Raw genomic sequence first — 13,228 nt, forward strand, 5'->3', positions numbered from 1 at the left:
TGGTAACTGATATGTATAAGCCAAAATTTGTAGTAATTATTCCAACATACTTGAGGGTGGAAGCGTTGGGGTGCTGTCTTGAAGCTTTGGAAAAGCAAACAATATTACCGGATGAAATAATTATTGTTCGACGTGAAAGTGATATTGAAACAAAAGATTTTTTAAATCAATACAATAAAAAAAGGGGTGCGCTAAACACGACTGTCTTTTGTGTGATTGAAGCGGGATTTTTACCGCCAATTAAGGAGGGTCTAAAAATGGCGAAGGGCGACTACGTGGGTATTTTGGATGATGATGTTTTAGTTGGTTCTAATTGGGTGGAGACGGGATTGTTAACCTTTAAAAAAAATGGGCCCTGTCTTGGGGCTATTAATGGGGCATCAATAGGTCAAGACAAGAGCGGAACCGTATTTCCGGCAAGACTTTTTTGGTTTGGCCGTTTTGCGGTTATAAAAAATAAGTCCATAAGTACTAAAAAAATAAATGGACCAAATGAGGGAAACATGATTATTCGTGGCGAGGTGAGCACGGAATTGGATGTCGACATGCGTTTGAATTCCGGTCGGATAGCGCACCATGGTTTGGATTTTGGTTTGCAATTAATTATGCGAGGGTGGGAAATTCAGTATGAGCCACAACTAAATGCGTATCATCTTGCATTACGAGCACAAAGCGATGTTGACAATCCCCTAAATGTCAGCACCTTTATTCATAATTTAACGCATATAATTAATAAGCACTACGGAAAAATTAAATTATTTGTATTTGTGTTTTACAACTTAGTGGTTGGTCAACATGATATGCCCGGCCTGTTGTATGGTTTTTTTAGACATGTAACGCCTTCAAAACGTGTTTCCGTTGCGCGACGTGCCTTAATTTTGGAATTATTTCAACGCATATGAACGTATCGGTGTTGTTATATGAAGCAATAAAATTTATTATTCCGCTCCTGCCAATTTTGATACCCTTGAGCGCGGTAGTATTTTTATTCGTACCTTCGCGAAAATTGTTAGCATTGTTTTTGTTTTTTCTGGGATTCCAGGCGTTATTTATTGATGTGGGGGTTATGGTAAATATTCCACGTGTGTTGCTCTTCTTCTCTTTATTAACGCTGGTTTTATATTTTCCTAAAGATCTGGCGACTGCGATGGATGAATATCCGGGAAGAATTATGATAATAATTTTAATTATTTTTTTTAGCGTTTCAGCATTGTTGAATATCCCCAGTTTTCCGGTAAAAAGTATTGTTACAGCCTACGGACCGATAGGCGATAGTCTATTTCGTGATCGCGCCACAAAACAAATGTCACAAATTATGATGTTTGCACTTAAAGCCTCAATTCCTTTAGTAATTTTGGCGATATGTCGCTCACGGAAACAAATTGTGTCAATGGTAAAAATTTCCCTAATTGGTACTTCGATGCTTTGTATATATGGGATATATCAGTATTTCGCTTATTTGTATAATTTACCCTCGATCTTTATTTTTCGTGGAGCATCAAACCCCACTGGTGGTATTGGCATTTTTAGTACATCTCTCGGTAATTTTTTTAGAATTTCTTCCTTGGCGGGAGAGCCAAAAGATTTAGCTGGAATACTGCTACCATTTTCAGTTTTATTGGGAGTGATAACCTGGCGAGTAATTAGAGAAAAGAAATATAGACTAGGTTTTAAATCCCTTTTACTGGGCATATTTTTATTGCATGTCTTTATTTTTACCATGACTTTTTCAACCGCGGGGTGGTTGAGTGCCGTTGTTGCGGTGATTGGTATTTTAGGATTTAGTGTAAATTGGAAGCCCAAATTTAAACCGATCATATTGGTTTTTGGCGCGTTTCTTGGACTTTTTGCCGTATATATATTAGTTCCATCAGTTAATGAGGTGGTTAAACAGAGGTTTATCAGTAGGCTAAATCTGGAATATATAACCAATGATGTTAATTATGGAGGTCCGCAACTTTTACACATGTATAAAACGCATCCGGAGACGATTATTTATGGGGCCTCATTGGGCGGTGCGGTATTTTACGAGCAATACAATGAACAACCGGAGAGCTTTGTCTATTACTTGTTCGATTATGGATTGCTTGGAATTCTATTCCTTTGTTATTTCTTTTACTTGATCGTAAAAAAAGTACTTTATTTATCAAAACAAAATAATCTGGAAAATGATATTTTATTTAATGGTCTTTTATACGCGATGATTGGAAGCATGGCGTCAACACTGGTATTTCCAAAAATTGACGCGATGCTTGGTTTGTGGGTTCTGATTGGATTAACTAGTGCGTTGGTTGTATATTCGCGAGGAGATGGTAAAGGCCTCGTCCGTAAATAGGGCGGATCGTTGATGGACTTCACGTTTGTTTACGTTAGTCCCCTAAGGTGGTAAAATAAAACAAAATGGACACAAACAATAATTCATCCTGGCGCTTATTAAAAACCGTGAAAGATCGTTGGTTTGTTGTTGTGTGTATTTTTCTTTCAATTTCCGTGTTGGGGACATATATTATTTGGTTGGCGGCACGTACATATTCCGCAACCGCAGTTTTGTTGGTTCACTCACAACAAAAAGACGTAATTGATATGCAATCGTTACAAACGGTTGAAAGGATCAATTCCACTATCGCACAACTGGCTACACAAGAAAGCGTTGTCAGTAAGGTTGAAAATATTACGGGAAATTACCAAAGTAATGTTTCCGCGTGGCCGGTAAAAGGAACGGAATTTATCAATATTACAGCCATAGATTCTTCACCTGAATCGGCGCAACGTCTGGCAAATACTACTGTTGACGTGCTTCTTGATAGGGTAAATTGGTTGCAGGAAAAACAGCCGTTGGGAATTAGTGTTGAAGTCGTTGAAAAAGCGGTAGCACCACCAATTCCTTCTTCTACTTCAAAAAAGGTTCAAGCTGTTGGAGTCGTTATTTTTGCGATATTTTGTAGCATATTTTCAGCAGGTATCACGGAGTCTCTGGATAGGAGAGTTAGGGAGGAAGATGTAGAAACTGAGCTGCAGTTGGCCATTATTGGTAAGACAAACAAATTCCACCACAGTCATACCGGGTCTCTGCGTTCAAGAGATTCGTTTAAGCAATTGCAGTCAACAATGCAGTTTCTTAAATTTGATGAACCAACAAACGCCATTGCATTTACTGGAACTTCACCGGGTGAAGGAAAATCTTCAACCATAGCAAACCTGGCCCTCGCTTTTCATAACGTAGGGCAGGATGTAATAATCGCGGATTTGGACTTCCGGAGACCAACAATGCATCGGCTGTTTGATATAGCAAACAGCTCAAAAAGCGGGCTTAGCAATATTTTGTTGAGTACAAGCAATTTCCCTGATCCGGTGCAAACAAAATTTAAGCACATTTCTGTTTATCCCGCAGGAATTGCCGCACCGGATGACGCGGCACGTATTTATCAATCTCCTCGTTTACGTGAGCTAACTGAAAAAATGCGTGATAGTTGGCTATTGATTGATTTACCGCCACTTTTACTTGTTCCAGGGGCGGCAACAGTTGCTTCTGTTTGCAAAAACACAGTTTTTGTTATTGAGCCGGCAAAAACAAAACTTAGAGATGCAAAAGCGTGTCTGGCGATATTACGACGCGCAAATGTTAATATTGTTGGTGCTATTCTTACAAAAGTTAAAGGAATTAACGCCTATTATTCAAAAGACGAATATTAGTCTATTTTTTGAAGTTTATCTTCATAAAGTGAAATTAGCCGCGACACAACTATCGTCCAAGAATATTTGTTGCTAATTATGTTGTGTTGAGTTGTAGTATTATGCGGACTGGTAATAGTTTTGGAGATCGCCTCAGTGATTTTTTCTGCCAAACACTTACTATCGCCTGGGGGGCAAGGGCTTTCATTGTCAGTGATTTTAAGTATTTCTGAAATTGCGCCAGTGTTGGTTCCAACGAGCGGTTTTCCACAAGATGCTGCCTCCAGAAATGTTAAGCAAAAACCTTCTTGTAATGATGGTTGAACATAAATATCACAGCCATTAAAGAAATCCAAAAGTTCATCCCTGCATATTTCATTTGTAATAAAAGTCCAATTCGGACCGAGTTTGTATTTTTGTATATAATCGTCTAGTTTATTTTTATATTTCTTTTCTTTTATTGAACCAATATTTATAATGTGTACGTTTGGATAATATTTTCTAATTTCAACAGAAGCGGTCAATAAGACGTGTAAACCTTTGTGTTGAGAGATCGGAGCAACCGTCAAAATTGTGGGAAAATGATTTGGTCTTGATCTTTTAACGTTGAGTTGTGGTGTAAAAATATCAACATTAACACCATTTGGAATGACGATTATTTTCCCATCAGGAATATAGTTTTGGATCAAATGATTTTTTACATGTTCACTTACTGCAATAATATTTGTGACTTTGTACTTTTGAAATCTTGAGATATTTATTTGTTTTACGACATAGAAATAAATTGTTGTTAGTAATACATTGAGCGAAGAAATAGGTGTCGTTGAAAGTGGAGAATATTCCGCGGGGGGAAAATTATGTACTGTCCAAAAGACAGGGATATGAATAATGTGATTATTGAAAATACCAGTCACATAGTGACCATATAAAACATGAACAATGTCGGCTTTGAGGCTTAATATTTGATGAACAATAATCTTATCAAGTTCTTTGCAAAAATTTCGTCGTGCAGCGCGCGTATTGTGGTCAAGGTTGCTTGGTAAACCCAAATTATAGACATTGTAGTTGTCAATTTTTACCCACCTAAGTGGGGGAAAGGTTTTTTCGTCCGGTGTATAAGTTATAAGAAAAACATTTTGACCAAGCCTTGCGAGGGTTTTACAGATATTTTTCACATAGGTTATTGTCCCGCCAATCAGGGGAGAATAGTGTTCGCTTATACAAAGTATATTTAATGGCCGACTCTTGACTAATTGGTGGTTTGTTGCCATTTTTCAAGTTTATAAGGCATTCTTTAATCATGCTAGTACTTGGAATTAACGCGTTTCACGGGGATGCCGCCGCAAGCTTGGTGGATGATGGCAAGATTGTGGCTGCAGTCGCCGAGGAGAGGTTTACACGCAATAAGCATGAGGGCGGATTGCCAATTCAAGCCATTGCGTGGTGTCTAGGTCAAACAAAAAAAAGAGTAGAGCATGTGGCAATTAGTCGTAATCCGTCACTGTTTCGTTTGCGTAAAATCATTACGATTTTTGAAAATCCACTTTTATTAAAACGAATTAATAATAGGTTAAATAATGCGAACAAAATTAATGCCGTTAAGGAACAGGTTCAAAGAATCATTGATCACAAAATAATTCTACATCAGGTAGAACACCATCGTGCTCATCTTGCGTATACTTTTGCCGTAAGTAATTTTGATGAATGTAATTTATTATCAGTGGATGGGTTTGGTGATTTTGTTAGTACCGCTTGGGGCTCTTGCGATGGTAAAAATGTTAAAATCGATAAAAGAGTTTTTTTTCCACATTCAATCGGTATATTTTATACGGCACTAACGCAATTTTTGGGATTTTCCGGGTATGGCGAAGAGTATAAAGTAATGGCCTTAGCTTCATTTGGCACCCCGCGGTATTTAGAACTATTTAATAAAATAATTTCGAAGACTTGTAGCGGATTTCAGCTTTCGACGAAATATTTTACTCACACAAAAGGCGGTGCGGATATGACTTATGGTGCCGGTACGCCGGTAGTGGGGAAGCTGTACTCTAAAGAGCTGGAAAAAATATTGGGGCCCGCCAGAAGACGTGATCAACTAATAACTGAGCGACATTATGACATTGCCGCAACACTTCAAGCCATGACAACGGATATGGTGTTGCATCTCGCGATGCTGGTAAAAAAAACTTCAAACTTAAAAAATTTAGCCATCAGCGGGGGAGTGGCACAAAATAGCGTAACTAATGGCGTTTTTGAAAGAAGTGGGCTGTTTGAAAACTATTGGTTTCCGAGCGCACCCGCCGATGATGGAACCGCTATCGGCGCTGCGGCCATAGTTGCCCTTGCCAATGGCGATAGGTTCGTTGGGAAAGGTAATAATTCGGCATTCCTGGGGTCGAATTATTGCAATGATAATTCGGGCCTGATTTCAGCGGTTGTTGATTTGCTTGGCAGGGGTAAAATTGTCGGCTGGTTTGAAGGTAGAGCGGAATTTGGGCCGCGAGCACTTGGACATCGTTCTATTCTGGCAGATCCGCGACTAAAAGATATAAAGGAAAAAATAAATGCGGTCATAAAAAAAAGAGAAAACTTTCGGCCATTTGCTCCAATGGTATTATTGGAAGATTGTCCGAAGTATTTTGAAATGACAAAACCTTCACCAAACATGATGACGGTTGCATTGGTAAAAAAAGAATGGAGGGACAGATTGTCTGCCGTAACGCATTTTGATGGGACAGCTCGCGTTCAGACGGTTACTGGGGAATTTTTGCCAAACATTGCAACTCTATTGGAAAGATGGCGTGATGTCGCGGGTATGAGTGTTTTGCTCAATACTTCTTTTAATGAGAACGAACCGATTGTGAATACACCAGAAGAGGCAAAGGCTTGTTTTCAGCGGACAAAAATGGATGCGCTGGCCATAAATGGCGAGTTATTCGTGAAATAGGCGTTTTGTTGGTACATTTATGAGTGCTATGAAGATAACTTTTATAAATCCCCCCGTCTGGAAGGGAACTAGGCCAGTAGACAGAGTTTATGGTTGCACCTATGCCCTTTATCCAATTCCAAACATTGTTGCAGTGGGTTACGCGGCGGTAATTCTTGAGACAGGCTTAGATGCTGATTATTTGGATGCTGCTAATGAGCGAATTAGCGCAGATACGTTTCTTGAAAAAATAAGAAAAGATCAAAGTGATGTATATTCGTTTCATACAACAAATCTCTCACAAGAGATTGATTTAAAAACGGTTCGGGAAATGAGGCGGATTAAGCCACAGGTGTGGTTTGTTTTTACTGGTCCCGCGCCAACGGATCGTCCCGACGAATTTTTACTTGATGACAAGATGGTTGTTGCAAGGGGGGAAGCGGACTATATTTTGCGAGATATAGTTTTAGAAATTAAGAATGGTGGACGTAGGGAGGAATTTAAAAAAATAAAGGGAGCATCTTTTATTGAAAACGGGAAGCATGTTCATAATGTCAGTGCTGGTTTAATTGAAGACCTGGATGTGTTACCAATTCCCGCAAGATATTTATTGAAGAAAGGGATTTTTTATAATCCGAAATTACCCAACGAGCCGGTTACTTCAATGTTAACCTCGCGCAATTGTGCGTTCCAGTGCGTTTTTTGCGTGCCTAATTCAATTGGATTTGCAAGGGAAATCGAATATAAACGCTACAACAATAATGAAAATGTTTCCGATGGGGAATTGCCTTCTGGATACGGAAAATTTATTAAACCACCGGTTAGAAAACGTAGTGCAAAAAAAGTTATTGAGGAATTTGTTCAACTTAAAAAAGATGGCTATCGCTCCGTAGCAATAGCAGACGACCAGTTTTTGTGGGAGGAGGAACGAACCATCGAAATTTGTGATGGAATTAAGAATTTGGGAATTACGTGGGGCTGTCTTGCGAGGGCAGATCGAGTTACGGAAAAAACGGCCATCGCGATGGCTGAATCAGGGTGTCGTTATGTAGATTTTGGCGTCGAGTCTCTAAATCCACAAACACTTCTTTACATAAACAAGGGCACCACAAAAGAGAGAATTATTGAGGGAATCAAAATTCTTCAGAAAGTCGGTATAAAAGTAAAGGTGAATATGCTGATTGGTGCAGATCCCAATGAAAGTTCTGCGATGTTGTGGAACAGCATTAAAGAAATTACCTCTCTTCATCCTGAAAATATTATGTATAGCATTGTCAGTCCTTATCCCGGGACAAAATTTTATGAGATTGCAAAAAAGGAAGGGTTTTTTATGGATAGAGATTTTAAGGCAGTAAGTGTTCATCAAAAAGCAATCACTGATTTACCAAACATCTCCGCTCAAGATCTTGAAAAAATTATTCGCAAGGCGAATTACTTATTCTTGTTTAATTGGTATACAATTAAACAAAATTTGTGGCGCTTGGGGCGCCCAAAGAGTGCGATTTCTGCGTTACTGGCAATCAGGGAAAAACTATTTTCATGAACCTGACTGGGTAGTTGTGATGGGGTATGAAAATATTATTTATCACTTCAAGGCTACCGTTTCCACCATATCGTGGAGATAAGTTGCGAACTTTTAATTTTATAAAAGAACTTTCTCTGAATCACGATATTCATCTTGTTTCGTTCTACGAATCAAGACAGGAGCTCGTTGATTGTAAGCAACTGGAAAAATACTGTAAAAAAATTTATCTTGTGTATTTGCCCAAATGGCTAGCCTGGTTAAAGGCGGTCACGTTTTATTTCTCAAATGATCCATCGCAGGTTGCGTATTACCGATCTGGCAGAATGAAAAGACTTATTGCACAAATATTAAATAATGAGAGTTTTGATTTGGCATACATCCATCTTTTTCGAATGTTTCAATATGTCCATTTAATCCCCGACAATGTTTATAAAGTAACGGATTTAACAGATGTAATTTCGAAAGAAATCTTTAGATCAATTGGTAATGAAAATAATTTACACACAAGAATAATTAAAAGGGAGGCAACGAAAATAAGAAAATATGAACAGATGGTCGCGTGGACGACCAATGAGACATGGGTGATTTCTGAACAGGAAAAATGGGATCTAATCGCAAGTAGTAATTGCGAAAGGGTGAGTGTGGTTAAAAACGGGGTAAATATCAGTGGCGATATGAAGCGCCTTTATGATGATCCCAATATTTTATTTTTTGGATATTATAATACCAGTCACAATAAAGACGCACTGAAATTTTTAAAAGATAATATTATGCCAAATATCATAAAAAAAGTTCCAAATACTAAATTAACAGTTTTTGGAGCAGGGAAGTGGCGCACCCCGAAAAATGTAAAATCCAAGTTCCCTGTTAATTATTTAGGATTTATTTCTGATCTTAGCGACGTCTTTGTATCAGCAACTGTTATGGTGGCACCTATTTTATATTCTGCCGGAACACAAAATAAAATTTTAGAAGCCATGAACCATGGTGTCCCCGTAATCACCAGCAATTTTGGCAACGAAGGAATCGACGCAAAAAATGGCACCGAAATAATTCTTTGCAACAGTTCGGAGGAGTATGTGACCCAAATCTGCCGAATAATAACTGATGTTCGTCTAAATGAACATATTGGAGTAAATGGCCAAAAATACGTGCGTCAGAATTTTTCATGGGATAACGTGACTAAGAGGGTAAGTGAGATAGAAAAAACGCTTAAATCGCAAAATTTGAAGCCGAATTCATAAGGGAGGATTTTTGCAGTAGGGCGGCACGAGGTTCTGTATTTGCACTATTTATTGAGATAGATTAATATGAGTATAATCACTATTATACTCAGTTAAATACATACCCATGGACACAAAACAAAAACCGAGCCTTCCCCACCTGGATAAATATATTTTGCATTTGATCACACACAACTATTCAAAAGAAACAATTTATAATTACGAAAGAGATTTGCAACTGTTGGAAAATTTTTTGAAAAATGATTTGAAAATCCCCTTCCAAAAATTCGATAAGCAAGCATTGGAGCTTTATAAAGCCGAGTTGGTTTCGATTGATCGAAAAACGGCAAATGGAGTTACCGCGGGGGCCTCTACCCTATCGTCTCGTTCCATCAACAGGGCGCTTTCCGCTTTTCGTTCTTATTTATCATTTTTAATTGCAAATGATATTCCGTGTCCTTTACCGCGTGAAGCAGTCACATTAATTCGAATGGAAAGACGTCACGCGCGCGTAGCCGAATTGGAAGAATTGATTCGTTTGATTGAAGCACCGACAACAATGGAAAAAAATAAAGAAATTGCGTTGCGAAATCGTGCGATACTTGAAACATTGTTTGCAACCGGAATGAGAATATCAGAACTCGTGTCATTAAATTGCGATCAAGTGGACGGAAAAGGAAAGATATTTGTCAAAGGAAAAGGGAAAAAAGAAAGATTTGTTTATATGACGCCCAGGGCTACGGAATATGTTAATCGGTATGTGTCATTGCATAAGGACAAAAAAGGCGCGCTGTTTACCCCCCTGCGTGGCAGAAACGCAAAATCACAGAAAGCGAGAATATCAACAAACTATCTGCAAGATAAAATAAAAAAATATCGGGAGGCACTTGGAATTGTTGTGCCAACATCGGCCCATTCCCTAAGACATGGGTTTGCTACTTATCTCGCCGAGTCGGGTGCCAACCCCGCGGCTATTCAAATATTGCTCGGCCACGAATCTTTGGAAACCACAACGAGATATGTGCATCCCTCCGACAGGTTTGCCGAAACAACGCACAAAAAATTTCACCCGCTGCAAAACATCTAATGATTTGTCGCCACCAATTTTTTGGATATATTGCGGATGACTCCCAAAAGCGGGATATCTCAAATAATGACCAATGTCCACTACCCAATAACCACTGAATGACCACTAAGATAAATGACCAATTTCTACGCATAACGTCACCACTATGATGCTCGTATCCAGTGGTTATTAATGCATTAGTTATTCAGTGGTCATTGGTTATTGAGTATTGGTCATTAATCATGGATACACGAAGAAACACGATAAGAAATACTCGTTGGTTGATTAGATCTATCCCGCTATTGCGTGCGATCCCGTATTTCTTCTATCCTTTCGTTACGCAAACACTCGGTTCGTAACCCGCATCAATCGCCTCTTGTTCCGTTTTAAAGAAAACCAGGTTTTCTTCTTTAATACGTTTAACTTCGGCGCAACTTGTAAAATAGTATTTTGTGCCGTTTATCGACGCGGCATATTGGCCATTACCGGTTGTAGTACTATTTGTTGCATTATCGGTAGTTTCTCCTGCAACGCGTGGAAGCATACTCGCAACGGGAGTGGTTTTGGTCGCCGAGGTCAATACTGCGATATCGGCATCCGAAAACACTGATGGAACTGCGTTTGTGCCCTGAAAAACGATCGGAGACGCTTTTTTAGTCTCCGATGACCAATAACCCACCAAGTAGCCCAGAATCACCAGAAATACGCCTAAAACCCACATAAAAACTTTGTCCTCTCGCTTGGCGGTCAATTTTTGCCATTGGTCAGTTACGCTCATGTTAAACATATGGTACAACTATGGCTGATATTATCCCAGTAATACAACCGTCAAGAAGTTGAAAGTATTTGTTTTTTAATATATACTCATCAATTAAATGGAATACGCCTTTTTTCTTGGAAGCAACCCCGGTCTATCGGCCGTTGAGGTTCACGACTATTTTAAACGCATAAAAATTGTGGCGGATTTTGATTTAACTCGCCTGCCAAAATATTTAATAGTAAAAACCGATGAAACATTGAAGTGTCAGGCGATTATTGACGGTTTGGGCGGTACGCCGATGATCGCGCAAATAATCGGGGAATTGCCGGATTTGTCCGCCGAAACAATTATTGAAAAAACCGGTTTGGAGAGTCGATTTTCGGAAGGACAAAAACCAATTTTCTCAATTTCTTTTGAAACACTTGGTACTTCCCTGCCCGCCTCAAAAAGTCCGCGTGAAATTAGAACATTGGGGATAGAAATAAAAAAACTATTGAATAAAAAAGGTTGTCGTGTGGTGGTTCCGCAAATTGGAACTTCATTGAGCACCGCGCAATTATTTAATTCAGGCGTGCCGTTTAAGGCGGTTGGTATCCACATTATTGAGCTTGAAAGTGGTCGCTATGTCGCGATGATCGTTACCGCCGTGCAAGATATTGATTTTTACACGCGCCGTGATCGAGAGCGTCCGGAAGCCGATCCGGGCAAAGGAATGTTGCCTGTTAAACTTGCGCAAATTTTTATTAATTTTACACAAGCGGAAATCGGTTCAAAAATATATGATCCGTTTTGTGGCGCGGGTACGATTGTCGCCGAGGCCATGTTACAAGGTTTTAATGTAATAGCTACAGATATTTCTCTAAGACAAGTTGAACGCACAAAAATTAATACCGATTGGTTAAAAAACACATTTCCTAATTTAGTTGATCCGAGAAAAAACATTGTCGTTATGGCGCAAGATATCGAAAAACCGTTACGTGAGATCGAAAACAATTCGATTGACGCGATTGCTTCCGAGGGCTGGCTAGGGCCGGCTACCAACCACGAGTTATCGGCCTTCGAGATTGAAAATGTTTTCGTGAGAACCCAACAACTGCTTTATGCCCTGCTTGCCAATGTCAGTAGCGCGCTCAAAAGTGGGGCCACAGTGGTTGTGGCACTCCCCGCTTTTCGCGTCGATAAACGCATCGTAAGAGCGCCGTTTATGCAAGAAGAATTGCGAAAATTTTTACCAAAGGGCTACAAAGTTGAAAGCCTTGTCCCGGAAGGTTGGACAAATCCTGCCTTTCGCGACGCCGGTCAAGGAATGATGTTGTATGGTCGCCCAGACGCGGTGATTCTTAGGGATATTGTGCGAATAAGAAAAACAAATTAGCAAAGTATCACCTCGGAGGTGGTGCCTCAGCACCTCCTGCGAGGTGGTTTTGGGTTTGCGCTTAGAGCCTGGTAATAACATCGTTATCTTACCACTTATGGATGTGGCTGATTAATAATCACAGGGACATTGTTCACATACCAATGAGTATGTTAATATATAATCACATTATGGATAAGATATTAAATCACTCAATAGACGAGAGGGTATATAAAAGCGCAGTACTTTACTTCATAAAGTACTGCAACAATCAGTATTTGCACGCGACAAAACTGAACAAGCTTTTGTATTACCTTGATTTTATCTACTATCGCGATCACAAAAAATCCGTCACGGGCGACACCTATATTCACCAAGGTTACGGCCCAGTTCCGGCGCGAATAGATGAAATACTCGCCAGTTTGAAAAATGAAGGAGTGATAGAAACGGAAGCGGTTGCTCACAATGACGCGGAAATGATTAATTTCACCGTCAAAAACGAGGCGAAATTCGACGAAGCGGTTTTTACGCCCGATCAAAAAAAACTTCTAAAACAAATTTGCGATCAGTTTGGCGGTTGGCCGACGGAAAAAATAGTCGCACAAACGCACCTTGAAGCGCCTTGGTTTTATTCCAAACCCTACGAAATCGTGGACTATTCTTACGCGCGCGATATAGATTTTTTTCGAGAGTAACATCGAA

Annotated in this window: 11 protein-coding genes; 9 read left to right on the plus strand and 2 right to left on the minus strand. The window is 39.5% G+C overall.

The window, feature by feature from the left end; all coding sequences use genetic code 11:
* Nucleotides 1-11 precede the first annotated feature (11 nt).
* The 3 genes from Q7S57_00650 to Q7S57_00660 all read left to right on the plus strand — a co-directional run bounded on the left by Q7S57_00650 (nt 12) and on the right by Q7S57_00660 (nt 3,693).
* Nucleotides 12-902 (plus strand): glycosyltransferase family 2 protein, encoded by an 891-nt coding sequence (locus tag Q7S57_00650; protein MDO8511757.1) that lies wholly within the window; start codon nt 12-14, stop codon nt 900-902.
* Nucleotides 899-2,335: a hypothetical protein gene (locus tag Q7S57_00655; protein MDO8511758.1), complete on the plus strand. Its 1,437-nt coding sequence runs from the start codon at nt 899-901 to the stop codon at nt 2,333-2,335. Before Q7S57_00650 ends, Q7S57_00655 begins: the two co-directional genes overlap by 4 nt.
* A 65-nt stretch (nt 2,336-2,400) precedes the next feature.
* A complete protein-coding gene (locus tag Q7S57_00660) occupies nt 2,401-3,693 on the plus strand; it encodes a P-loop NTPase (GenBank protein ID MDO8511759.1) in 1,293 nt (430 codons plus the stop codon).
* On the opposite strand, the gene Q7S57_00665 is transcribed toward Q7S57_00660, so the two are convergent.
* On the minus strand, nt 3,690-4,943 hold the full coding sequence (locus Q7S57_00665) for a glycosyltransferase family 4 protein (protein ID MDO8511760.1): 1,254 nt from the start codon (nt 4,941-4,943) through the stop codon (nt 3,690-3,692). The genes Q7S57_00660 and Q7S57_00665 overlap by 4 nt on opposite strands.
* A 29-nt stretch (nt 4,944-4,972) precedes the next feature.
* On the opposite strand from Q7S57_00665, the gene Q7S57_00670 reads away from it, so the two are divergent.
* The 4 genes from Q7S57_00670 to Q7S57_00685 all read left to right on the plus strand — a co-directional run bounded on the left by Q7S57_00670 (nt 4,973) and on the right by Q7S57_00685 (nt 10,433).
* On the plus strand, nt 4,973-6,619 hold the full coding sequence (locus Q7S57_00670) for a carbamoyltransferase C-terminal domain-containing protein (protein MDO8511761.1): 1,647 nt from the start codon (nt 4,973-4,975) through the stop codon (nt 6,617-6,619).
* 28 nt (nt 6,620-6,647) lie between these two features.
* The gene (locus Q7S57_00675; protein ID MDO8511762.1) at nt 6,648-8,141 is read left to right on the plus strand and encodes a radical SAM protein; all 1,494 of its coding nucleotides are present in this window, start codon (nt 6,648-6,650) and stop codon (nt 8,139-8,141) included.
* A 26-nt stretch (nt 8,142-8,167) separates the two neighbouring features.
* Entirely contained in the window at nt 8,168-9,367 is a 1,200-nt protein-coding gene (locus Q7S57_00680) for a glycosyltransferase (protein ID MDO8511763.1), read from the plus strand.
* A gap of 106 nt (nt 9,368-9,473) precedes the next feature.
* Nucleotides 9,474-10,433 carry a tyrosine-type recombinase/integrase gene (locus Q7S57_00685; protein ID MDO8511764.1) on the plus strand — a complete coding sequence of 320 codons (960 nt, stop codon included), beginning with the start codon at nt 9,474-9,476 and terminating at the stop codon, nt 10,431-10,433.
* Between the two features lie 304 nt (nt 10,434-10,737).
* Here Q7S57_00685 and Q7S57_00690 read toward each other — a convergent pair whose 3' ends face one another.
* Nucleotides 10,738-11,199, minus strand: coding sequence for an Ada metal-binding domain-containing protein (locus Q7S57_00690; GenBank protein MDO8511765.1), 462 nt, complete (start codon nt 11,197-11,199; stop codon nt 10,738-10,740).
* 88 nt (nt 11,200-11,287) lie between these two features.
* On the opposite strand from Q7S57_00690, the gene Q7S57_00695 reads away from it, so the two are divergent.
* Both Q7S57_00695 and Q7S57_00700 read left to right on the plus strand, forming a co-directional pair.
* Nucleotides 11,288-12,547 (plus strand): hypothetical protein, encoded by a 1,260-nt coding sequence (locus tag Q7S57_00695; protein ID MDO8511766.1) that lies wholly within the window; start codon nt 11,288-11,290, stop codon nt 12,545-12,547.
* Between the two features lie 170 nt (nt 12,548-12,717).
* On the plus strand, nt 12,718-13,221 hold the full coding sequence (locus Q7S57_00700; protein MDO8511767.1) for a Panacea domain-containing protein: 504 nt from the start codon (nt 12,718-12,720) through the stop codon (nt 13,219-13,221).
* Nucleotides 13,222-13,228 lie beyond the last annotated feature (7 nt).

The organism is bacterium (assembly GCA_030647555.1).
Taxonomy (GTDB): Bacteria; Patescibacteriota; Andersenbacteria; order UBA10190; family CAIZMI01; genus CAIZMI01.